Annotated in this window: 25 protein-coding genes; 11 read left to right on the top strand and 14 right to left on the bottom strand. The window is 36.7% G+C overall.

The genetic code is table 11. From position 1 onward, the window contains the following. Window positions 1-1,511: 1,511 nt before the first annotated feature. From D6853_RS14620 to D6853_RS14595, 5 genes are all read left to right on the top strand, one after another. Window positions 1,512-2,678, top strand: a complete 1,167-nt coding sequence (locus D6853_RS14620; protein WP_120658745.1) for a replication initiation protein — start codon at window positions 1,512-1,514, stop codon at window positions 2,676-2,678. 38 nt (window positions 2,679-2,716) lie between these two features. Then, window positions 2,717-4,018 carry an ATP-binding protein gene (locus D6853_RS14615; RefSeq protein ID WP_120658744.1) on the top strand — a complete coding sequence of 434 codons (1,302 nt, stop codon included), beginning with the start codon at window positions 2,717-2,719 and terminating at the stop codon, window positions 4,016-4,018. Window positions 4,019-4,361: 343 nt separating this feature from the next. Continuing rightward, window positions 4,362-4,712 carry a hydrogenase maturation nickel metallochaperone HypA gene (gene hypA / locus D6853_RS14605; protein ID WP_243108372.1) on the top strand — a complete coding sequence of 117 codons (351 nt, stop codon included), beginning with the start codon at window positions 4,362-4,364 and terminating at the stop codon, window positions 4,710-4,712. Window positions 4,713-4,782: 70 nt separating this feature from the next. After that, entirely contained in the window at window positions 4,783-5,730 is a 948-nt protein-coding gene (locus D6853_RS14600) for a GTP-binding protein (protein ID WP_120658742.1), read from the top strand. Window positions 5,731-5,807: 77 nt separating this feature from the next. Beyond that, window positions 5,808-7,226 (top strand): sensor domain-containing diguanylate cyclase, encoded by a 1,419-nt coding sequence (locus D6853_RS14595; protein WP_243108371.1) that lies wholly within the window; start codon window positions 5,808-5,810, stop codon window positions 7,224-7,226. Between the two features lie 68 nt (window positions 7,227-7,294). Here D6853_RS14595 and pta read toward each other — a convergent pair whose 3' ends face one another. Continuing rightward, window positions 7,295-8,278: a phosphate acetyltransferase gene (gene pta, locus D6853_RS14590; RefSeq protein ID WP_120658740.1), complete on the bottom strand. Its 984-nt coding sequence runs from the start codon at window positions 8,276-8,278 to the stop codon at window positions 7,295-7,297. Window positions 8,279-8,422: 144 nt separating this feature from the next. Here pta and D6853_RS14585 point away from each other — a divergent pair, with 144 nt between their 5' ends. Next, complete coding sequence (locus D6853_RS14585; protein WP_120658739.1) at window positions 8,423-8,659, top strand: hypothetical protein; 237 nt, start codon at window positions 8,423-8,425, stop codon at window positions 8,657-8,659. A gap of 2 nt (window positions 8,660-8,661) precedes the next feature. Here D6853_RS14585 and D6853_RS14580 read toward each other — a convergent pair whose 3' ends face one another. Continuing rightward, complete coding sequence (locus D6853_RS14580; protein WP_120658738.1) at window positions 8,662-9,267, bottom strand: YgjV family protein; 606 nt, start codon at window positions 9,265-9,267, stop codon at window positions 8,662-8,664. Window positions 9,268-9,400: 133 nt separating this feature from the next. Here D6853_RS14580 and D6853_RS14575 point away from each other — a divergent pair, with 133 nt between their 5' ends. Next, window positions 9,401-9,697: a hypothetical protein gene (locus tag D6853_RS14575; RefSeq protein ID WP_120658737.1), complete on the top strand. Its 297-nt coding sequence runs from the start codon at window positions 9,401-9,403 to the stop codon at window positions 9,695-9,697. Window positions 9,698-9,737: 40 nt separating this feature from the next. Here the strand turns inward: D6853_RS14575 and D6853_RS14570 are convergent, their stop codons facing one another. Together D6853_RS14570 and D6853_RS14565 are read right to left on the bottom strand one after the other, a co-directional pair. After that, window positions 9,738-11,024, bottom strand: coding sequence for an aminotransferase (locus tag D6853_RS14570; RefSeq protein ID WP_120658736.1), 1,287 nt, complete (start codon window positions 11,022-11,024; stop codon window positions 9,738-9,740). A 122-nt stretch (window positions 11,025-11,146) separates the two neighbouring features. Continuing rightward, a complete protein-coding gene (locus tag D6853_RS14565) occupies window positions 11,147-11,488 on the bottom strand; it encodes a hypothetical protein (protein ID WP_120658735.1) in 342 nt (113 codons plus the stop codon). Window positions 11,489-11,680: 192 nt separating this feature from the next. Here D6853_RS14565 and D6853_RS14560 point away from each other — a divergent pair, with 192 nt between their 5' ends. Continuing rightward, entirely contained in the window at window positions 11,681-11,887 is a 207-nt protein-coding gene (locus tag D6853_RS14560) for a PspC domain-containing protein (RefSeq protein WP_120658734.1), read from the top strand. A 293-nt stretch (window positions 11,888-12,180) separates the two neighbouring features. Here the strand turns inward: D6853_RS14560 and D6853_RS14550 are convergent, their stop codons facing one another. Further along, window positions 12,181-13,083 carry a hypothetical protein gene (locus tag D6853_RS14550; RefSeq protein ID WP_120658732.1) on the bottom strand — a complete coding sequence of 301 codons (903 nt, stop codon included), beginning with the start codon at window positions 13,081-13,083 and terminating at the stop codon, window positions 12,181-12,183. A gap of 191 nt (window positions 13,084-13,274) precedes the next feature. Between D6853_RS14550 and D6853_RS14545 the strand changes: the two genes are divergently transcribed. The 3 genes from D6853_RS14545 to D6853_RS14535 all read left to right on the top strand — a co-directional run bounded on the left by D6853_RS14545 (window position 13,275) and on the right by D6853_RS14535 (window position 14,725). Then, window positions 13,275-14,030, top strand: a complete 756-nt coding sequence (locus D6853_RS14545) for a nucleoside/nucleotide kinase family protein (protein WP_120658731.1) — start codon at window positions 13,275-13,277, stop codon at window positions 14,028-14,030. A gap of 2 nt (window positions 14,031-14,032) precedes the next feature. After that, on the top strand, window positions 14,033-14,356 hold the full coding sequence (locus tag D6853_RS14540) for a hypothetical protein (protein ID WP_120658730.1): 324 nt from the start codon (window positions 14,033-14,035) through the stop codon (window positions 14,354-14,356). 87 nt (window positions 14,357-14,443) lie between these two features. Next, entirely contained in the window at window positions 14,444-14,725 is a 282-nt protein-coding gene (locus D6853_RS14535; RefSeq protein ID WP_120658729.1) for a hypothetical protein, read from the top strand. A gap of 140 nt (window positions 14,726-14,865) precedes the next feature. Here D6853_RS14535 and D6853_RS14530 read toward each other — a convergent pair whose 3' ends face one another. From D6853_RS14530 to D6853_RS15350, 9 genes are all read right to left on the bottom strand, one after another. Continuing rightward, window positions 14,866-15,492, bottom strand: a complete 627-nt coding sequence (locus tag D6853_RS14530; protein WP_120658728.1) for a polysaccharide deacetylase family protein — start codon at window positions 15,490-15,492, stop codon at window positions 14,866-14,868. A 14-nt stretch (window positions 15,493-15,506) separates the two neighbouring features. Further along, window positions 15,507-16,301 (bottom strand): PHP domain-containing protein, encoded by a 795-nt coding sequence (locus tag D6853_RS14525; protein ID WP_147367782.1) that lies wholly within the window; start codon window positions 16,299-16,301, stop codon window positions 15,507-15,509. A gap of 327 nt (window positions 16,302-16,628) precedes the next feature. After that, window positions 16,629-17,786: a glycosyl hydrolase family 8 gene (locus D6853_RS14515; RefSeq protein WP_120658726.1), complete on the bottom strand. Its 1,158-nt coding sequence runs from the start codon at window positions 17,784-17,786 to the stop codon at window positions 16,629-16,631. Between the two features lie 40 nt (window positions 17,787-17,826). Continuing rightward, entirely contained in the window at window positions 17,827-18,582 is a 756-nt protein-coding gene (locus D6853_RS14510; protein WP_120658725.1) for a response regulator transcription factor, read from the bottom strand. A 1-nt stretch (window position 18,583) separates the two neighbouring features. After that, the gene (locus D6853_RS14505; protein ID WP_120658724.1) at window positions 18,584-20,365 is read right to left on the bottom strand and encodes a sensor histidine kinase; all 1,782 of its coding nucleotides are present in this window, start codon (window positions 20,363-20,365) and stop codon (window positions 18,584-18,586) included. Between the two features lie 122 nt (window positions 20,366-20,487). Continuing rightward, entirely contained in the window at window positions 20,488-21,309 is an 822-nt protein-coding gene (locus tag D6853_RS14500; RefSeq protein WP_120658723.1) for a carbohydrate ABC transporter permease, read from the bottom strand. Between the two features lie 2 nt (window positions 21,310-21,311). Next, window positions 21,312-22,241 (bottom strand): carbohydrate ABC transporter permease, encoded by a 930-nt coding sequence (locus D6853_RS14495; protein ID WP_199704185.1) that lies wholly within the window; start codon window positions 22,239-22,241, stop codon window positions 21,312-21,314. 96 nt (window positions 22,242-22,337) lie between these two features. Then, window positions 22,338-23,711 (bottom strand): ABC transporter substrate-binding protein, encoded by a 1,374-nt coding sequence (locus D6853_RS14490; RefSeq protein ID WP_120658722.1) that lies wholly within the window; start codon window positions 23,709-23,711, stop codon window positions 22,338-22,340. A gap of 79 nt (window positions 23,712-23,790) precedes the next feature. Continuing rightward, window positions 23,791-24,298 (bottom strand): hypothetical protein (locus D6853_RS15350; protein ID WP_158588776.1); only part of this gene is annotated, 508 nt, incomplete at its 5' end.

Below are 24,298 nucleotides of genomic sequence, written 5' to 3'. Positions count from 1 at the left end.
GTGGCCTCTAAATTGTAGTGTTTATGCAGGATTCAAGGGTTTGATAGTAAAACGTTGAAGAATAAAAAGCTAAGTATTGCAAGTCCTCTTGCGAAAGCCAAAATTAATCCAGAAAAGAATGATAGTAAATAAGGCTGTAGCAAAGAAGAAAACAGAACTTATTAAAGGAGGATATAATAACATGTATAATTTAAATAAAGAGAGCATTATAGCAATAAATTAATGACCAAAACAGTCATAGGTTATATAATAGGTGTTATTTATTGAGTCATTAATACTACTTCAGTTTTTTATCCAAAATATTAAAGAAAACTGTTTCTTTAAATCTCCTATATTAAATAGAATAAATAAATCAAGATAAATTCGATATTATTATATTTAATTATAATATTTTTTGTTATTTATAATAACGTAAAAATAAGACGAAATATCAAAGAGCCGTTACTATAGTTAACAGCTCTTTTTTTGTCAAAAAAATTGATAAGGAATAATTATATGTAAGTATTTCTATTTTATTAGAATCATATTAGGTAGATCTATAAAAGTCGTTTTGTTTTTATAAAGTAATGAATGCTTTGGGAGGATTTTTAATTATAAAGCTAACCACGTTAGATTGTTGTTTTTTAGTTTTTATTTATAACTACAATTGATTATTAATTAATATAAGTGATAAATTCAGTAAAAATCAGTATCTCCGCAGATAAAGGGGATGCAAAAGGGAAGGTAAAGCAACTAAAAAAGGAATATGAGGGTAACAATAAGGGGATTTAAGGTGATAAAAAAGGGAAGAAGAGACAATAAGAAAAAGTGTCTATAAAGAGTATGAGAAGATAAGATAAATGGAACATAAGGTGACCAAAAAGGGAAGAAACTATTTTAAGGCTGAGGACCAGATTAAATAGTATAAAAACAAATCAAAACTGGAAATCAAAAATCCTATTCAGAAAGATGAGTGTACAAAAGGGGAATAAAGGTGACTAAAAAGGGAATCAATTTGAATAAGGGCTACCGCTTGATGAAAAAAAGTAGTAGAGACCTGAAATGAGTATAAAAGTGACCAAAAAGGGAATAAACAAGCGTGTAAAACAAGGATATAGTGATCTGTGAGGATTATAAAATAAAGAAAGAGACGGAATTTAAATAATAAAGATGAAGTAAATATGTTCAAAATTATTTTTGCGGGAGAAAATAGGTATAAACGGTGACTAAAAAGGGAAAATAAAGACCGAAGAAGTCAAAGCAAAACGGTCAAAAATTTGAAAAGCGCATAATAAGGGGGACCAAAGTGACCAAAAAGGGAATAAAAACATTGACTAGAGGACTCAATGCAAAAAAACAAATTATAGCGGTATAGATTGATCAATACCCCAAAATATAGTAAAAAAAGCTTGAAGGTGAACGAAAAAGGAATATAATAGAGTTAAAAGTAGCACAAATGGGAACGCCTTTACTATAATAGGTGAGTAAAAAAGGAACGTGCATTAACTTGTAATATAAAGATAGGGGAAAGTATGCGTGAAGAAAAAAGAGAGCAGCTTATTTTGAGTAAAACTTATAACAAGTCAAACGAGCTGATCAATGCCATGGGTAAAGGAACGGCGCTAAGCCAAAAGCTATTTGCTATAGGGATGCAACATATAAAAGTAGATGATACGAATAATGTTGTAGCGACTATTTATGGAACGGATTTAAGAAAAATGTTTAAATCAAGTTCCGGGTCGTTATATGAACATATAGAAGCATTATGTGACAGACAGATAAAAGGCGCCACAATTTTCGATTGGAATCTTTTGATCAAAGATAAAGAAAATGGAAAAATTGAGGCTCATCAGGTTGTTACTGATGCATCATTTAAGAACGGTACGCTGACACTTCGATATAATAATTCTTTGACAGATAAGATAGTTAATTTGAAAAAGGGCTATACTGTTTTGAGCTTGGCAGAAACACTAAGCTTGAAGAGTGTTTATTCTTTGCGCTTATATGAGATGCTTAAATCAGCATTGGATTATAAGAGTGCAATAACTAAAGGATCAGGCGAGCAGGTTTTCGAGTATGATCTTACTGCGCTAAAATTAGACCTGGGAATCATAAACTCGGGCGGAGATAACAAGATAAAGACAGAACTTGAAAAAGAGCATCCTGATTATGACAGAGTAGCGGAGCTTGTTGAGAAAACCGGACAGACCAAATATAAAGAATACAAAATTTTTAATAGAAATGTACTATGTAAGGCCAAAGAAGAATTAAATAAAAAGACTAGCCTGATGATTGATTATGAGCCAATAAAAAGTGGAAGGAAAACAGTTGGAATAAGATTTTATGTTGATAAGAAAGGTAATGAAGAAAAGATCAACATAAATAAAGAGATTAATAAAGATGAAATCATGGATGAGCTCATAGAGCTTATGATGGATTATTTTAAAGTTAGAGAAATCAGAGAGATAGCTGAAACTGCAGAGTATGATGTTGAAAAAATAAAAAAGGCATATGAATATATGCTTAATTACAACACAACAGTTGAGGTTCCGGTTGCGTTTATGATTGATTGCATTAGAAACGAGTACTATGCAAATGTTCCTAAAAAACAGGTAAGACCAAAGAATTCGTTTAATAACTTTGAGCAAAGGGATGATTATGACTTTGACGAGTTGGAACGAAAATTATTAGACAACTAAATGTTATATAGCATATATATGACATATACGGAGGACAAATGGAAAAAATAGTTGCCAAGCTGCTGATTTATGGAGATTTGCCGGAAGATTCAATTCTTATGGAACTTTCGCGCGTTTCAAGAGATCTTCATAGTAATAATTACAGTAAAGAAGATCTTATTTCAAGATGCTTTAAGCAGGTAAAAAGACTTTTGGAGTTGGCTACAGAATGTGCGTTTGATAATAATCTATGGCAAAGCTATCTAACATATCTTTTAATTATGGATGAAAATCCGTTTAGCCTTACCTGTGAGAAAGTCGGAAGCAGAGAAGGAAGTGTTAATCATTTTGCCACCAGTGATTTTCATGCATTTAGGGAACTATTCAATTATGATTTTAGCGAAATAGAAAACACACTTGAAATTGATTGTTTTTCCTGTATTACAAATTACAAAGCGATTGAAAAACCCGAACTTATGTACAATAAAAACGTTAGTGAGAAAGTAGGCTTCCTTGCTGGCAATTTAAGAAAAGCAGATTCAGATGAAGCTTTTTTTAAGGGAGTAACCGAGTTTTACAAAAAAATAGGTGTTGGAGCCTTTGGATTGAATAAAGCATTTAGACTGCGCGAGCAGAGCGATGGAAAGATAGAGTTTGTTCCCATTAACAACATGGATAGAGTGGTTCTTGATGATCTTGTGGGATATGAGATACAAAAGCAGAAACTTATTGCCAATACAAGAGCTTTTGTTGAGGGGAAAAAAGCTAACAACGTCCTATTGTTCGGTGACAGCGGAACAGGTAAATCAACAAGCATTAAAGCAATTGTTAATGAATTTTATGGGGACGGTCTTAGGATGATAGAAATCTATAAGTATCAATTCAGACAATTATCCCAGTTAATATCGCAGATAAAGAATAGAAATTACAAATTCATTATCTATATGGATGATCTTTCTTTTGAAGAAGATGAATCGGATTATAAGTTCCTAAAAGCTGTAATTGAGGGTGGAGTTGAAACAAAACCGGATAATATCCTAATATATGCAACTTCAAACAGAAGGCATCTTATTCGTGAAACGTGGAATGATAGAAGGGATGTTGAACAAGACGGTGATATTCACAGATCCGATACTATGGAAGAGAAACTATCGTTGGCGAACAGATTTGGTGTCACGATAGGATATTACAAACCATCAAGACAAGAGTATTACACAATAGTAAAAGAGCTTGCGGATAGAAGTGGAATAGATATTACCAATGAAGAGTTATGCCTTGAAGCAGACAGGTGGGAATTAAATCACGGAGGAGTTTCAGGCAGGACAGCTCAGCAATTTATAAATCATCTTTTAGGAAAATAAAAGCCTCTTCATGTGAAATGTGAAGAGACCTAAGGATTCCATTTTAAATTAGGACAGTCAAATGCACATCCTTGCAGTCGTTCATTACGAACTTCACAGGCGGCATTTCTGCAATCCCTACATTTGAAGGTATAGTGATATGAATAACGTTTTTTGCATGCTTTGCAGCAGAAAGCCATTCCGCTGTTTCGCGCAATGAAAGTTCGTCCGCAGCCCATACAGATTTTTACAACATTATGTGGCATATGCATTCTCCTATAGTATTATTATCTCAGATATCATTATATAATCAATAAAATGATGATAAAATGACAATAAAAATAAGAACAAGAGAAAAGAAAAAATGCATGAGATGAGTTATATATCCAAGATGGTTGCTCTTGCTATTGGTGTTGCAAACGAGAACAACGCATCGAGAATAAAAAGCATAACGGTTCAGATTGGCAAAACAAGCGGAGTAATGCCATATTACATGCATAAATACTTTCCGATAGCTTCAAAGGGAACCATTTTGGAAGGATCGGAGCTTATTTGCGAAGAAGTAGAAGTAAAAGCATTATGCGAGGAATGTGGAAATGAATACTATCCAGATAGGAGTAATGGGTATTTGTGTCCAAATTGCGGCGGAAGAAAAGCACATATTATAGAGGGAAAGGGAGTAATCCTAAAGAATATTGCTATAGAAGATAAATAACCGATATATGTTATATAACATACAGAAGAGGCAGTGAAATAGCCTCTTTTTGAGTGGAAAAGGGAAATACATGACAAAAATAGATTTGATAACAGGATTTCTTGGTTCAGGAAAGACTACTTTTTTGAAACCCTATACAAAATATTTTTTAGAAAAAGGCGAAAAAATATGTATCATAGAGAATGATTTTGGCGCAATCAATGTTGATATGGTACTTTTAAAAGATATTGCCGGAGAAAATTGCAATATCGAAATGATAATAGGCGGCGACGGAGCACAGGCTCATAAACGTAGACTTAAGACAAAACTAATTTCTATTGGAATGGCTGGTTATGACCGAGTAATAATAGAACCGTCCGGAATATTTGATCCGGATGAATTGTTTGATACGTTGTATGAAGAACCTCTGGACAATTGGTATGAGATGAATAATATCATTTGCATATTAGACGTCGAACTTGATGATGAATTGTCAAAAGAATCTAGGTTCATACTTATGTCTGAAGCAGCATGTGCCGGGAAAATTGTTTTAAGTAAATTAAATAATGAAAATTTTTATAGAAAAGAATTAGTAATCAGTATTCTTAATGATTCTATGAAAGAGTTTTCGTGCAACAGGAAGATAGACAAAGAAGATGTTGTTGCCAAGGATTGGAAAGAATTAAATTGTGAAGATTATGCGTTAATTACAGCCGCTGGGTATAAGAAGGCAGAGTATGTAAAAGAGACGGTTAGTGAGAGCATGGCATACCAAACGTTATTTTACTTTGATTTTTCCATGTCCAAAACAGAATTTGAAAAAGTGGTCAAAGAAATGTTTGACGATCCCGAATGTGGAAGAATATTTAGGATTAAGGGATTTATAGATACAGGAGAGGAAAAGAAAACAGAGATAAATGCTACAAGAACAAAATTCATTATCGGAGATACGGAAACAGATAGGGCAGTTTTAATAGTTATAGGCGAATCACTTAATAGAGAGCGTTTAAAAAAATATATCGGTGAACCATCAATCTGAATAGGTGCAAAACGTTAATAAGTATAGTATAATTCATGTTATAAGGTTAACATTTTGACTGTATATGGGAGATGGAAATGACGGAATACAGTAAAGAAGGGAAAATCACATATTCTTCTTTTGATAGCATTGAACCAAACGATGTAATATATATGCTTAAGGATCTCCCGGACGCATGTTGTATTTTTAAGGTGTTAACAGATCCATTTGGCACAGTAAAGGATATGTTGTTTCTTTTTGCAAATGAAAAGTATTCACAACTTGTGGGAATTCCGGTAGAGGATCTTATCGGAAATACATATTATAAGACTGTACCAAACCGAGATGAAGATTGGATAAAGTATAGCTATCAAGCAGCTATATTAAGGCAGTCCTCCAAGGTAAGAACGTATAATACCCAATTTGATAAATGGCATGAGTTTTGGTCGGTTCCGGTATACAAGAAGGGTTTCTGTGCATTTGTTTTCCATGATGTTACCGGAGCAAAGAAAAGCGAAGATAATATTAAGCTTGCTTCTAATACAAGTAAATTGATAATAGATTGCGCCACTGCACTTTCATCTGCAGAATTTGGAAAAGGCATAAAAAAAGTTCTTATGCTGCTTGGTAAAACAATTGAAGCGGACAGAGTCGGTGTTGTGGAAGTAAAAGATAAAAAAGTTACGGACACGCATGAATGGATTAATAATGCGGGCGCAAGAACGTTGAATTTACCGGGCAGAAAAGCCTTTGAAGAGGTTGATGTTATATCTATATGGAATCAACAGCTCGGAGACAAAAACACAGTGCTTGTAAATGGAAGTGCTGATATCAGCAAGATAGATGAAGATGTTTATTACAATATATTGGATGGAAGTATTTCTAGATACAGTGTTTCAGTTATGAGAGACAATGATGAAATAATCGGATATCTTGTTGCGGATAATTATGCTGAAGATTTGCCACTAAATGTCGGAGAAGTAATGGAGTCGGTTGCCATCTTTATTTCTTATGAGATGAGAAATCGTGCATTAACAAAAGAGATGACTTATTTGGGAAGTCATGATGCTCTTACGGGACTGGGAAATCGTTATGCTTTGAATCAGACACTTCTTGTTTTATCAGGGGTATCAACTAAGGTGGGTGTTTCCTATCTTGATATAAACGGAATGAAGAATACGAATGAAACAGAGGGCCATGACGCGGGCGATGAACGCATTAAGAAAACGGCCGATATTTTTGCGTCTGTCTTTAAGCGGAAGTATTGCTACAGAATAGGTGGAGATGAGTTTCTGGCAATAATACCGGAGATAGCTCATGAGAAGTTTGATACGTTGGTAAGTAAACTTAAAGCAAAAACAGAAGATATTTCTGTTGCTATAGGAGCTGTCTGGACAGAAGATTCAAAAGAAATAAATCTTGCCGTCAAACAGGCAGATGAAAGAATGTATGAGGATAAAGCTTCATACTATAAAGCGCACGGGCGTAGACATAGCGATAAGATTAGTAAGGATTAAAACAAAAATATGAAAGGTCAAAACTTCTACATATTAAAGAAGCTTTGACCTTTTTACATTACTATATATTAGGCAAGAGATGCGGTAATAATTGACATTGAATAAACTTCAATTGCATTACAACCACGAGAAAGATCATTAATTGGTGCATTAAGACCTAAAAGAATAGGTCCATATGCCTCAAAATTTCCCATACGCTGAGCAATTTTGTATCCAAGGTTTCCGGCGTTGATGTCTGGGAAAATAAAAGTATTTGCATGTCCGGCAACAGGTGATCCGGGAGTTTTCTGTTTTGCAACCCTTGGAGACACAGCAGCATCAAACTGCAGTTCGCCGTCTATGGGGATGTCAGGATATTTTTCCTGAGCTTTTTTAGTTGCATTTTGCATTTTAGTTACTGTATCATCTTTTGCTGATCCTTTAGTAGAGAAAGAAAGGAATGCAACTTTTGGATTAATTCCAAATCTCTGTGCACAATTAACGGTCTCACCACAGATTTCAACAAGCTCATCTTCTGAGGGATTAATATTAATACCACAATCCGCCATAGCGATTACTTCATTTTCTCCTGTTGCAGAAGGGCGAACCAAGATGAAGCAAGAAGAGACTATGGTGTTTTCGGGTTTTGTTTTTATAATCTGTAATGCTGGGCGAACAGTATCCGCAGTAGAATAAGTTGCACCACCAAGCAAGCAATCCCCATAACCCATCTTTACGAGCATAGTACCAAAATAGTTCGTCTGTTTAAGAATAGGAATAGCTTTTTCGGGAGTCATCCCTTTGCTTTTTCTAAGTTCACAGAATGCATCTACCATTTCATCAAATTTATCATATGTTTCAGGGTCTATTATTTTAGCACCCCTAATGTTATAGCCTGCATCTTCAGCAGCCTTAATTATTTCGTTTTCATTGCCTAAAAGAATTGGTTTCAAAAAATTTCCGGCAAGCAATCTTGATGCCGCTTCAAGGATTCTAGGGTCTGAGCCTTCAGGAAATACAATGGTTTTAGGATCAGCCTTGAGCTTTTGTATCATATCTCCAAATCCGTACATTTATTTTCCTCCTTGTATGTTACAGGTTTTTGTCAATTTGTAAGCGCATACATATTTTAGTCCCAGAACAATTAAAATAATTTGATTTCGCTCAAGTTTTACATTAATATATTAGAATAAAAAACATACGAGGAAGGCTACGTTATGAATATGAATCCAATGATGTTAATGCAGCTTCAGCAAAGACTGGGCATTTTTCAAAATGATCATCCCAAAGTAATGCCGTTTATCAAGGCTGTTGGTGAAAATGCAATGCAAGAAGGAGCTGTTATTGCAATGAAAGTCACTACAGCAGATGGAAAAACAATTGAATCAAACATTAAAATAAATGCGAATGATGTCGAAACCATGAAAATGTTTATGGATATGGGAAAGCATTAAGATCAAAAAACTTTTTCATAAAAACCATCTTTTTGTTTAAAACCAACTTTAGATAGATAGGCTTTATGATAAGTATCCGAGCCGCGATAAGTCATGGACCGTATTCCTTCATCCGGAAGTTTTGATATCAGGAATTTACCTATAGAGAAATCTCGGTATTCCGGAGTAGAATAATCAAGCATTATGTCTAAGTTGTTATTCTCAAGTTTTCCGAGAAGAACTCCTGCAGGGTTACCTTTGTGGCATACAGCATATCCGGTATCGGCTGTTGAAAAGTCAATAGAGTTACCCGGAAAACATTTTTGAATATCATCTTTATGGCATTCTATAAAGTGGCGAATAATGGAATCATCTTTTTTTAACTTGATAAAATCATATTCGACTGCGGTATTGCTCATTTTTATAAGATAATAGATGTTGATGAGAACCAGACAGAGATTCATAAGTGCTGTCGGATAGGAGTGGATAATAAAGGCATATATTGTAAAGATTATGCTTCCGATAGAGTTAATGATTCTAAGCTTAACTACAGAGGCCATTAAAAAAGAGACCAAAACAAGTGCAGAACCAAGATATCCAATGGCTTCTATGATCATATTTGTATTCATGGTTATACCTCTTTTCATAAATAATAAGTGTCAATGGTATGATATCAAAAGATTACAGGTTGTTCAAATTATGATAAAATCTTATTGTATAATTCGATAATAAGTTACTGGATTTATGGAAGGAGATTTCTATATGGGAGATACCAGAACTGATCTAATAAACCAGCTTGCAGCCAGTATGGGCGCAGGGGATTATGCAAAAACGAGATTTGAGGAGTCGAGGTATGATGCGGATACCGGGACGCTTTATTGCGATGGGTATGTAATTTCTAAAACGGTTATCGATGAGGCAATACAGCATTTTAATCTTATGCAAAAGAAATGTGATATGAACGATCCGGCATCCAGACACATGGCAATGATATACAAGACCGCTATTGAAGGAATAAAAAGATTAAAAGAAAGCAAGTCTGATACAACAAGTAAGTAAATTAAACGCCGTGAAGAATATAATCTTCACGGCGTCATTTTTATGCCTTAGCTAAAAGTAATTTTTCCAAGAATGCAAGTCTAGCACAAACAGTAAAGATATTAGCAGCCTGTTCAAGCTCTTCCAGAGGCGGAAGAGAAGGTGCAAATCTAATAACTGAATCATCGGGATCCATGTGATAAGGGAAAGGAGCTCCAGCGGGAGTTAAAATAACACCTGCTAGCTTTGCAAGCTCGACAATTCTTGAAGCTGTACCTTTGGGTGCATCATAAGTAATGAAGTATCCGCCTTTAGGGCTTCTCCATGAACCACATCCAATTTCGGAAAGATCACGGTCCATTGTATTTATAACAAGTTCAAATTTAGGACGAAGAATTTTGGCATGCTTTTTCATGTGTGCATCCACAGATTCAACATCCATAAAGAATCTGGCGTGACGAAGCATGTTTACTTTATCATAGCCGATTGTTTGTACTGTCAGAGTCTTTTTAAGCTCTTGTCTGTTGGCGTTATTGCACGCTATAGCTGCGATTCCGGCACCGGCAAAAGTAATCTTTGAAGTTGATGCAAATTCAAAGGCAAGACTTGGATTATCAGCTTCCTCGCACTCATGAAGTATGTTGAGAATCTTGCACTTTTCTTTATATAGGTGATGAACAGCGTATGCATTATCCCAGAATATTCTGAAATCCTTTGCGGCGGGCTTTAGGTTGGCCATTCGGCGAACAACTTCGTCTGAATATACTATGCCCTGAGGGTTTGAATACTTTGGAACGCACCAGATTCCCTTAATAGAATCATCTTTTGATACTAAGTCTTCGATCATATCCATATCGGGGCCATCCTCGTTCATGGGAATGTTGATCATTTCAAAACCGAAGTGCTGGGTAATGGCAAAGTGTCTGTCGTAACCGGGGACGGGGCAGAGCCATTTTACTTTATCAAGCTTGCACCAAGGGGTGCATCCCCCAAAACCAAACATGTATCCGCGAGCGACTGTATCGAACATGATATTTAAAGAAGAGTTGCCACATACTATTACCTGCTCAGGCTGGCAGTCCATTATTTCAGCCATAAGATGCTGTGCTTCAACAATTCCTTCCAGACAACCATAGTTTCGCGTTTCAACGCCATTCATGCATTTCATAAGGGATTTGCCGTCTAATATATCAAAAATAGGCATAGAAAGGTTGAGCTGCTCAACAGATGGTTTTCCGCGGCTCATATCTAGCTTGAGACCTTTGGCTTGCCATTCTTTATACTGCTGAGAAAGAAGCTCTTTTTCTCTCAATAATTCCTCTGGTGACATTTCGCTGTATTTTTTCATAATTCATCCTCGTTATTGTATACAAGTATTTTTGCATAAACCTAACGATATTATTACAACATCACCTCGTCAAGTCAAGGGGAAATCTCATAAGGATATTAAAATTTTAGTAGATAAGGAGATCAGAATAGTTCGCTTGCGGCAGAATGCACAGCACTATTGACTTTGAGATTCATTTCATCCGAAATAGTAATTCTGAGCATGTCAATAACGCGGTTATCGATAGAATAACCAAGCCTGGATGCGTGTTCGCGAAGAGAATCTTTTCCGGAAACAGAGTTTCCCGGATGCATAGCTGAATTGAGCATTTTCATAGTTTGGAGAGAATCGTAAACCTCAGTAAAATCGGAACCGAACTTTGCTTTAGTTTCATCATCCAGGAGATTGTTATTAGATGAAAGATTGTCTTTAAGATATGCACTTGTTATTCTGTCTACGGAAGACAGGAAGTTGTAGTCCATCATATTTCTATTCCCTTTTTGTTTTGTTCTTTCATTAATATCGGCAAGGATTTTCTAATCATTAGTCTGTTTATATATTTTTCCAAAAAAGAAAAATACAGAGCTTAATCCGCGAATATCAGTATGTATTCGCGGATTTGCAGGGCATATAATCATTTCAACAGTAAAACAGTATCTTATATGGAGGATAAATATATGGGAAAAAAATTATATAAAAGCTATGAGCGAAAAATATGTGGTGTATGTGGCGGAATAGCAGAATACATGGATGTTGATCCAACTATAGTTCGTTTGATATGGATTCTTGCATCCATTGGTGGTGGAATCGGTATTCCGGTGTATATCGCGGCGGCGATAATAATGGATGATAAGCCGGATTGCATTGATCAACATGAATTGTAAGGAGAATTCAGACTATGATTACGATTTTATTTTTTGTTATGTTTTTTATTATATTTGGAAAAATGATCGGATTCGCGTTGAAGGCTTCTTGGAGTATTTTTAAAGCGGTGATGTATCTTATCTTATGTCCATTTATATTAGTAATGCTGGTAGTAGGCGGGTTGATTTATGTGGCATTTCCACTGCTGATTATCATTGGAATTATAGGAATTCTTAGAAATGCATAACTGAGTATGTATGTAAAGTACACCCATCTTCACGAACTAAGGAAGCAATGAAGATGGGTGTTTTTATTATTTATCATATTCGTCGTATTCGTCATACTCATCGTATTCATCATAGTATGGTTCCGGGTCTTCTTTTGGTTTTCTGACAAACAGATATAGTAGTTTGCTGTTGTGCAGCACAAACAGGACAACTAGGATGAAAAGATGAGTATAGAAAGAACCTAATATATAGTAATTCCGCTCTAGGAAATACCCCAGATTAAAGCCTAGTAAACTTAGTGAACCTGAGGTCAGAAGTCCTAAAATAAGAAGCGGAGAATGATAAATTGCGCTTTTTAAAGCGTGGAGAAAATCCATAAACGATGCATCAAAGTAAACAAATCTACCTACCATAAGGCTTAAATAGTACATCATTACCGGGCCATATACCTTTGCCTCGCCTTTTGTATAGTTTATAAAAAGCAGGATGATAATAACATAAAACATACCGAGCATTCTAATGGAAGCTTTTTGTTCTTTAGAAGGTAATTTAAGAGGAATGACAAACTTGTCTATTATAGTATTTGCAACGCAGGATAGACAGATAAGCAGAAGTAATATAAAATCTTTGCTGCTTTCCCATGTTTTTATGAACTCATCAAATCCATAGTATTTGCCGCTATGACCGGTTACTATGGAATATACGTGGTTAACTATTATATATGAACAAGCGAACATCATTACTGACGTGGCAGAAATCATCATTTCAATAAAAAGTTGAATGTTGAGATGGAAATTTTTGAAGAAAAGAAATTTTTTTTCAGCTGAAGATAGCTTTCGCTTTTTTCCGGATTCATTAGGAACATAAGTCAACTTGGTTCCAACATATATAAGTAGTACACAGAGTGTTATTCCAACTATAGTCATGATTAGGAACAATAATTTCTGGAATAGGGTAAAATTTGGATTAATATATTTTTCTAGTGACATGGTATGACTCCTTTTATATATATGCGTTAAAAATGATTATATAAAAATCTTTCCGTTTAGAAAAGCGTTTATTTTTGTTTTAAGAGTAAAAGAGAATCAGCTTATCTGATTACATTCATATTGATGTAAATAAGTAAAAAATGCTATATACTAAGATATAGGCGGTCAGTTGCCGGAAAGGAAGATTGCGTATGGAGTATTGTGAATTCATAAATGGTCTTGAAGTTTTGGCAACATATAGCGATGAGAGCGTAGAGAAAATTTTTGTTCCATTTTTAAAGAAGCTTGCAGAAATCCATGATAAAAAAGGAAATCGCGCTATCGCAATGATCGCGGCACCGCCCGGAGCCGGAAAGAGTACAATGGCAAGTTTTCTTGAATTTTTGGCAAAGGACGTTATTCCCGGCAAAACGGTTAAAGCACTTGGAATGGATGGCTTTCACAAAAGACAGGAGTATTTGCAGTCGCACGCTGTATATATAGATGGAGAAAGGGTCCCGCTTGTTGAGATAAAGGGTGCGCCTATTACTTTTGATTTAAAAAAGTTAAAGTATAGTATTGAGAAAGTAGCAAGAGGAGAAATTTGTGGATGGCCGGTTTATGACAGAGTATCACATAATCCTATAGAAGATAGGATAAAAGTTGATGCTGATATAGTTATATTGGAAGGAAACTATCTGTTACTTGACATAGAAGGATGGCGAGACCTCTCTTCATATGCTGATTATACGATGACGATCATAGCAGATGGAGAGCAGCTTCATGATAGATTGATAGCCAGAAAACGTGCCAGTAGTGGATTTTCAATGGAGAAAGTAAAGAAGTTTGTTGAATTTAGTGACATGTCAAATGTATGGTTATGTTTAAGCAGAACTAAGCCTGCCGATATGCAGCTGGTCTTAGATTCTGATAATCAATATTCGCTAATTAGACGAGAAGGAGAGTAATCATGGCAACAACAAAGAAGACAACAACATCAAAAAAGAGTACTTCCGGAACCAAGAAAAAAACCGCTTCGAAAGCAAAGAGTATTGCTGCAAATAAAACAAAAAAGACCGGGACTACAACAGCTACAAAGAAAGCTACGGGATCTTCTGTAAAAGTTACTACGGCGGAGAAGAAGCTGCTTGAGCTTTACCGTGCCGCTGATGCGGATACTAAAAAAGCTGCAGTTGCTCTTCTTAAAGGAGAAAAAAGTCAACTCGGAGGTATATTAGAGTCTATTCTTGAAAATAAGACTATAATGAACACTGTGACCAGTCTTTTTAAATGATGATTTAATTATTTCAACAAGCCGTGTGAATACACGGCTTGTTTGTGCATGTGCTGGATATATCATATTTTAAAAGGAGCAATGTTTATGAAACATTATATTATCGCAAAATTCATAGAAGGCGTTGACTGGAAAAGTCATATGGAGGAAATCAAGGAATTATTTGAAGGATCCACAAAGATTGAAGGCGTTTCGGATGTTAGGATTTATCAGTCCTGCTCAGAAAGATTAAACAGAGCGCATGTTATGATTGAATTGCAATTATCCCCGGAAGGGCTTGAGAATTTTGACAATTCTACCATACACAGCGAATGGAAGTTTAGATTCGGAGAGATGCTTGAAGGAAAGACAATTTTTGATTGTGAATGAGCATAAAATTTCATAGCTGATCAATAAATATAGATAGTGTAGAAAAATAAAACAAACCGCACATATCATTTCGCAAAATTTCTGTTTTACGAAATGATATGTGCGGCTTCTATTATACATATACAAAAAGCAACAGAGACTTATTGATCTGTATATGAATAGACTTCTCTTTTTGCATTCTGATAATTGATTCCGGCTCTATCAAACAGTTCTGTTATGGTAACAAATTCATATCCTTCCCTAAGCAGGGTCGGAATAATTGTATCAAGAGCTTCTACAGTGGCGTCATTTCCTTCAAGATCATGAAGAAGAATAACTGCTCCGTCTCTGGCGCCTTCTATTATCAGCCGTGCGCGTTCGGAAGCAGGAACTTCAGGATCCCAATCAAGACCATTGTAGCCGCTTATGAATATTAATGGAATTGTATCCATCATAAGATCGTTCACATAGATATAGGGAGGCCTGAAGAACGTAGGCTCTTTCCCGGTGTATTCAACAATTCTTCGAGAAGTTTCCTTAATCTCGGCGAGAATTGTTTCTTTGTTGAATTCCCGCATATCGGAATGCGTAAGCGAATGGTTCTGAATATCGCATCCGTGTGCGATTTCTTCTTTGATAATATGCGCTCTCTCAGGAGTCATGTTTTCTCCTATTAGGAAAAAAGAGGCAACAACTCCATATTTCTTTAATTTATCAAGAACTTGTAATGTTGTTGTATCGGAAGGACCATCATCAAAAGTAAGTGCGATATATTTCTTGTTATCCATGAAATTAGCCTCCATTATTGTGCTGATACGTTAGCTTTCTCATGCCATATTACTTCTAGAGAAGGGGTTCTGGAAGGCACCGTAAGAGCAATATCATCAGTGACTCTGTTAAAAGAAGAATTGCAACCGTGAACATTTCTTTTAAACACAGGAGTTCCGTCACCTTTAAGAAAAGCCGATACGTACTCCTTTATAGAATGTATAGGATAGGGGAAACTCATACCTCCCATGTCATCTTGTGTAAAATTATGAATGTCCGATCCTGCTGAAAAGAGAAAATTCCGGTCATTCGCGTATTGGTAACCTAGAGCGTCTTGCCAGTCAGGGTTTCCTGCATTAAAAATTTCAGCTCCATCACATACTTCTGGAGTAAGATGAATTGCCTTTAGATATCCTCTTTCTCTGTATGGGTGAGCTTGAACCATTATTCCACCGGCGCTGTGAACCGCTTGGTAAACTTCAAATCTGTCTCTTTGCATAATATCGGGATTGGATAGAAGCCAGTCTTCGTCTACACCGTATATTAGATATTCATCTCCGTCAAAATTATACTCTATGCCAAAAAAGACCGCTAAGTCCTTATCTTTGGCAGCTTCAAAAGCTTTTTTGTAGCCAGCGCAATAAAGAGAAACTCTTTTTTCCCAGGGAAGATCTTTAGGAACGGCACAATTTCCATTAAAAAAATGGTCTGTTACAATAATACCGCTGTATCCAAGGTCTATCATGTAGTCAATATAGTCCTTGGCTGGAGTGTTTGAACATGCGCTTCCTTCCATAGTATGTAAGTGTGTTTCGTAAATGTATTCCATGATGTCTTTATTTTATTTACTCTTTCTATTTTGCCGGAATAGACTATTATCTGTTTGGATTGAGCAGATTCTCACATCCATAAGGTGCATTGACCAGATTATTGTTTCTTATGCTGCAAGTCGCGTTTCTGCAATCTCTGCATCTGAAACTGATGTGATTTCCGTATAATCTTTTGCAGTTAAATGAGCAAAAAACCTTTCTCCCTTCGCGGGCTGTAAATGTTCTGCCACAGTTAATACATATCCTTTTTACATTATTAGCCATAATAAAACCCCTACTCAGTTATATATCATAAATACATTATATATAATATGTGTTAAAACACATTATTTCCAAATGCGATAATTACCGGATAGTGCAAGGAATGCAAACAAGTATAAGCAATTATCGTAGTATCTGCGAACGCCTTTTCTAAGAGGCTGATTCCAGAACCATTCAACCCATTTTTTTGCAGTAGAAAAATCACTGTTTTCATTGTCGCTGTATGGAATAGTCAATGCACTTTGAGCCATTGTTGCTATTAGCCCAACAGGATGGAGAACGGGTCTTTCTAGAGGCGTTCCGTCAACTTTGTATGCGCATCTTGCCGCTTCAAGATCGGTTTGAAAGAAATTCATCATCTTTAACGGAATCGAATATTGCCCTTTATCGATTCCAAACCATTCGGCGTCTAAACCGATATTTGCAGCTGTTCTATAGGCGTCGCTGAAAAAGTCACCGAATTGTCCCCAAGGTAATTCCTTATTCATTGGACTTCCATCAAAATTAGCATATTCGGCGCTTAATCCCGTCACAGGATGACACGCTGTTACAAGAAAGTTTCTGCTTGCTTCAGCAGCTTTTCTGAAGAATTCTCTATCTTCTTCATATGCCCAAAGAGCAAAAAGATCATAAAAATGCGGAAGATGATAGGATGGATCAGTAAAGCCAATTCCCGGAACGAATAAAATCTGATAGTTATCCTTATTCCACATGGGAGTGCCTACTCTTCCGTTTTCTCCTTTGTGAATGCATGAATGAAGAAGATCTTTGGCTTCTTTGCTATATTCAAATATTCCGTCCCGATCGCCCCATCTGTGTGAAGCAAAAAAGAGTGCCATAGCATAAAATTCTTCTCCGTCGGGAGCAGGTCCGTCGGCATTTTTCTTACCATCTGTTTGACAGGACCAAGCAAAATAGCCTTCATTTTCTCCTTCTGTCATGAACATGTAGGTTTTTGACCATTTCCAAATCCGATCGAATTCTTCTTGCATATCAAGTTGGACGCACATCATCATTCCGTAAGACATGCCCTCTGTTCTGGCGTCATTATTGCCGGTATCCGTCAGATACCCCATATCACCGCTGGTTTCATGATATATTCGTTCTTCTTCATCATAGAAAAAAGTATGTACAATCTCTTTAAGACGTGAAGAAATCTCATCTTCTGTCTTTCCAATCTCTTTAAAGATGTTTCTGTATATGCCTGATTCAAATGCACTCATTATATAATAACCTTTCGATTTTATTGATCTATTATAACAATTACTTGGTTGAAATATAATCAGAATAGCTCATGCCGGTATACTTTTTAAAGCATTTACTAAAATAATTGGGGTCCGGAATCCCAACTTCTGCGGCTATCTGATACATTTTGATATTAGATTTTGCTATTTTTACCGCTTTTTTCATGCGCAAGTCGTTTAGATACTCTACAAAGTTTTTTCCGGTGTCTTGCTTAAACTTTCTTGATAGATAACTGGCGCTGAAGCCAAAATATTGTGCAAGAAAAGTCAGATTAAGCATTGAATCCGTAAAGTTATCTTCTACGTATTTTTTAATAAGTTCGGTTGAGTTATTTTCGTCTGAACTCTCTGTTTCTATTTCTGCCTTAGAATCTTCCCAAGAGTCTTTTGATTCATCTAGCTTCTTTTTTGCCCGCTCAAGTACATCTGAAATCTCTGCTCTTACCATGGGTTTAAGCATATAATCAAAAACAGGAAGGCTTACGCATTTTCTAGCATATTCAAATTGATTGATAGCGGTCATGATTATGATGATCAGATTTGGATATCTGTCAGTTGCGGTTTTGGTAAACTCTATTCCGTCCATAAAAGGCATGGAAATATCAACAAAGGCAATATCCGGCTTTACATCGTCAATAATGTTTATAGCTTCTATACCACTAGCAGCTTCTCCGACAACCTCCATATTAAGAGTATCCCATTTGATGCCGGCTCTCATGAGTTTACGTGCAGACTCTTCGTCGTCAATTATCATCACCCTGTATGTTCTGTTCATGTCACTTTACCCCATAATGGCTCGCGTACGGAATGATAAATTCAATTTCCGTATACTCGCCGATTTCGCTGTTTATCTTTACCACGTCTTCTTTATCATAATAGATTCTTATTCTTTCTATTGTACCCCATAAACCAAAACTTTCTGCGTCGAGTTCATTTTGATTTATCTTTTTTCTGGATAGAATCTTTTCTATTTGATCCGCATCCATGCCGACGCCTGTATCTTTAACGCTCAGGTGGAGTTCGTTTTCTTCAATTCGGCTGGATATTCTTATTATACCTCGTTCGCCTTTTAAGCGTATACCGTGATAGATACTGTTTTCTACAAGTGGCTGTAGGATCAGTTTTGGAACGATGAAATTCTCGGTATCCTCAGAAATGTCATAGATATCTTCTATAATATCTCCGTATCTAAGTTTCTGAAGCGAAATATAATCTTTAACTATGCATACTTCTCTGGACAAGGGAATTTCCCTGTCTCCTTTACTTAGGAAGTTTCTGTAAAAGCTGCCAAGTGTTTCAAGTGCATCGTGTACCCTATCGGCGCCGGCATCCATCGCAAGAAAACCTATGGTTTCTATGGAATTATATAAAAAATGCGGCTTTATCTGCTCTTGGAGCACTCGCATTTCTGCTTTTTGAAGTGTTTTCTCTTTTTCTATAAGTGTAGCAATCAGTTCGTTTACATGGTCGATCATGCTGTTATAATCTGTCTTCAACATGTCGAGTTCGTTACTAGACATATCTATGTTGATTTTTTTAAGATGTCCGGAGCGTTTGTTTCTTTCCATTGAACTTGAAAGCTCAAACACTGGATCTGTAATATTCTTCTGAATAAATCTGGCTACATATATTGCCATCAATATAAACACCACCAGCAAGAAAAGTAATGCGTATATAATCTTGTATGGAATGCCTTCCGATCCGTACGAAGAAACTTTGAGAATAACAATCGGAAGATTGCTTACATTACATCCTGATATCAGGATCCGCTCATGATCAAGGACATCATTCTTATGCACTATCTGAGCGGAATCAAATCCAGTTTCAAAAAAAGGAACCAGCTCTTTATTTCCTGCCAAGTATGTACCATCGATTCCCATTATACATATATCGCTGTAATGTAGCTGATTTAGCATCTTTTGATATACCGAAGCGGATATATTCATTAACATAAGTCCGCGTCTACGCTGAGAGTCAATATCGTATATAGCTCTTCCAACAGTCACAACAGGCTTGTTATCCGCTCTTGTAGCTATTTTATTACTGTTAAGCGAGACCACAGCTCGTCCTCTTCCGTTGTAGATATCTTTTTTCCATATATCTTGTTCGATCAGAGGATGGTTATATTTATATGAAAATCTATCGGTAACTACTCTTTTCATATCCTCGCGAAAGACAATAACCGAATCCACGCCCTCTTTTACATTAAGAATACTCATAATTCCGTATCTGGCGTCATTGATCATTCCGATATCTACATCGTCTGTGTCTGCCCTAAGAAATGTTACTAGTCTTCCTTCAGTCATGATAAGTCTTGAAAGGTCTATATAATTCTTGGTTTCGGAATAAATATTATTGGAGAGTGTTTTTATTACGCTCTCTGCTTCGCGAATTCCATATTCTTTTCTCTCTTTTTCAGTAATGTAATATGTGGAAATCAGAAAGGAAACAATGGCAATAAAAATAATCCCAAAGATAACCTGCTTAAGACTGGATGACAGGGATGTTCTCTTGCTATTGTTATCATAGAATTGTAAGAGATTTTTCTTTATGTTCATATATCGCCCCTCAAAACTTCCTCCACATAATACCTCTTAAAGATAACATTTTTCACCTTTTGTTGCAAAAGAAAAAGAGCTTGGCTTTTATCTTTCGCCAAGCTCTAAATTGTATAAAATTATCAGCCTTTTACCGCACCAGCGATAAAGCTATCCTGAATTTTTCTGCTTAAGAAAACATATACTATCAAAGTCGGGAATGTTGCGATTACAAGAGCCGCACCAATCGGACCCCAATCTGTTGTATATGCACCTGACAAGGCTTTAATACCTACAGGCAATGTTCTGTGTTTAGAGTCGGAAATGAAAACATTGGCAAACATGAACTCATTCCAACACTGAAGGTATGAATAGATACCTACAGTTGAAAATGCGGGTTTTGTAAGCGGAAGTATAATCTTAAAAAACGTTCCGAATAATCCACATCCATCAATTCTTGCAGCTTCATCAAGGTCAATAGGAATATCGACCATAAATCCTGTACATATAAGAATTGCCATTGACAATGCAAAAGCTGAATATGGCACGATAAGTGTTGAATATTTGTTGAGCCAATGAAGCTTAGATAAAACAACATATACCGGTACGATTGAAGCCTGAAGTGGAATAGTAAGTCCGAGCATAAAGAATGCGTTGGTATACTTATTAAGCCTCGAAGGAATACGAGTAATCGCGTAAGTGGCCATCAATGCTGCCATTAAAGAAATGGCAATTGCCAAAGTTGTAACCAGTAAACTGTTTGCAAAATACAGTGCCATATTTCCCGTCTTAAGGGCTGAAACGTAATTCGACCACAACCAGTCCTTAGGGATACCTATAATGTTTTTTCCGAAAATTTCATCATTGGATTTAAGAGAAAATGTAAACATGAAGTAAATAGGGAATAAGTTTACAAGTGCCCATATTCCAAGAAGAATATATGCTAACGATTTTTTAAACTTCATTTTTATTTATCCTTTTCCTTAAATGCAGCGCTTATCAATAATGCAAACGCAAAGCAAAGTGCTATCAACATAACCGTGATTGTACTACCCATACCATACCTGTTTCTCAAGAAAAGCATGTTCTCAAGCAAGGTACTGGGTACTTCTGTTGACTGGAAGGGTCCGCCTTCAGTCAAAATACGTACAAGGTCGTAAGTTTTAAGTGAACCTGTTACCGCGAAAATTACGCTTACTTTTAAAATCGGCTTAATGATCGGAATAACAATGTACTTATCAACCTGCCACTTTGTTGCGCCGTCAAGCATAGCTGCTTCTCTTAAGTCTACTGATACACCTTTAACTCCGGCGTACATTAAAAGCATATGGTAGCCGATGTACTGCCAAATAGTAGGTACAACGATACTTCCAAGCGCTGTTCCGATTTCGCCCACCCATACATGCTTATACTGACTAAGATGAACAAAATCAAGAAATCTGTTTAAAAGACCGTAGTCGGGATTATATATTTTCAACCAGAGCTGACCGATAACAACGGTTGAGATCAACACAGGCATAAAGAATATTGATAAGAATACCTTTTCGCCCTTTGGCTTTCTTCCCAAAAGAAGTGCCAGCGCCAACGAAATAGGCAACTGTATAAACACTGAGAAGATAGCTATGATCATTGCGTTTTTCAATGACGTTATAAATTTGATCGAACCATTGGTAAACAGCTCTACGTAATTGGCAATTCCAATAAATGTTCCTTCAGAAAAACCATTCCAATCAAATGTACTTCTATAGAGTGATACTGCTATAGGAGCAATAAGAATGCTTATAAAAAGTGCTAATCCGGGAAGAAGGAATACGAATATGGTCAAATGCTTTTTTATGTTCTTGTTTCTTCTTTCCCTTAATATTTCTTTACTTACAATATAATTATTATCAGACATTATTATAACCTTCTAAAATAATACGATCCTTCCGTCTTCCCCATGGGAAGCACAGGAAGGATCGTAAGTAGCCTAAGCTAAATCTTTTGTTTTATGTTATCGAATATCTTTTGCTAATCCTTTGATGAATGCCTCACCATCAACCTGGCATCCATAAACCTGATCTACATATGAAAGATATGTATTAGCTGAATCAGCATCCATAGCTGTATCTCCGAAGAGAACGTATGTATCTGCATTTGAGCAGATCTCAGCAACTGCCTGTGTGAGCTCATTTACAGAGCTTGTGTCACCATAAGGTGTCCATGCAGGAAGTCCGCATCCATCAAGATATCCATAGTGGCAAATAAGCTTACCAAGCTCGAAAGTATAATCAGCTGCTCTCTCAGCGTTAGGTGAAGATGCTGCAACAGCAAGTGTATCTGAAGGTCCACCGATCAACTGACCAAGCTTAGCCTTATCAGCGTTAATTACAGGGAACTCGCTAACCTTTACCTTAGGGAAGAACTCTGCATTGTTTGCGAAGTCTGCACAGTTCCATGTTCCGTTCATGTAGAATGCATATTTACCAGCCATGAAGTTGTTCTTAACTTCATCGTTTGTAAGGCCGATTCCTGAAGGATCAAAGTATCCGTCTTTAACAAGCTTCTGGAATGTATCAACAGCAGCACCAACATCTGCATTGTCCCATGTTTCTCTTCCAAGGAAAATGTCGTTAAGTGCATCTGCGCCTGCGCTCTTCTCGATAACAGACTCAAGATACTCAGTTACGCACCATGTCTCTTTTCCTGCACATCCGAAAGGAATGATTCCCTTAGCCTTAAGTGCATCACAGCACTTAATGAACTCTTCATATGTTCCGGGGATTTCCTCATATCCAGCCTCTTTTAAGAGATCCATGTTAGCGAAGAGACCAACGATGTTCATTGTTAACGGAACACCATAGTGCTTTCCATCATATGTTGTGTTTCCGAGCATAACCTCAGGAAGCTCGCTCTTGTAATTTTCATAAGCTGCATCAAGGCAATATACCTTTCCTGCTTCTACGAAATCACCAAGGAATGCACATGACCATGTAAAGAAGATATCAGGCATTTCGTTAGCTGAAACAGCTGCCTTAATCTTTGTCTTGTAAGACTGGTTCTCAAATGCCTCCCATTCTAATGTAATCTCAGGGTACTTAGCCTGCATATCAGCAATAGCTGCTTCATATGCATGACGGTTTGAATCACTCTCTGTAGCGATACACCACATCTTAAGAGTAATAGGCTCTCCTGATGCTGCACTCTCAGCGGCAGGTGCCTCTGCCTCTGCTTCAGCAGGTGCTTCTGCTTCTGCTTCTGCCTCAGCGGCAGGTGCTGCATCACCTGAATCTGTAGCCGGTGCTGTAGATGCGGATTCTCCACATGCAACAAGTGAAAAAGCCATTACACCCGCCAACACGGTTGAAACTAAACGCTTCATTTCCATATCATACCTCCCATTATAAAGTTTGTTTTGGTGACATTGTCACCTGTTCTATCGCAAGCATCTCTGCTTTTGATTCCCATCACTTCTCCGTTGTATGGACCATTGGCCAAGGATATTCGATAATGAGATTATCTCCGTTTACAGTGTAATAAAGAAAAGCATCCTCAAAACGAAAATCCGCATCATACATGAGTTTTATCTGTCCTGCAGCTTCATCGACCGCGTATTGTCCGCCAAAACTATTATCTTCCATAAATCTTCCATCGTTTGAAAAAACAAAAGATGAATTTCCATTCTCATGGAGCCAATATCCAACAACCCCTTGCTTGTCCTCCGCTGAAAAATCAATGCTGTTTCCGTTAGCGTCAGTTCCCTCGCAAGCCGTATATTTTTCTTTTTCATACAGAACAATACCTTCTTCATTGGTATCGTAATGCATTTTGAGTTCATTGCCGTCTTTACCGGTCAATGTTATAAACTCATCATCTTTGATATATTTGCATTTTTCATCTTTAAAGACAGCGTTTCCGTTGTCATATAATGCAAGAATCTCTTTATCCGGCTCATGATTGTATGCCCAACTCTCG

The sequence above is a fragment of the Butyrivibrio sp. X503 genome, from assembly GCF_003625475.1.
Lineage (GTDB): Bacteria > Bacillota > Clostridia > Lachnospirales > Lachnospiraceae > Butyrivibrio.
Note: the sequence above shows the minus strand (reverse complement) of the source record. Positions and strands in the feature narration are given on the sequence as shown.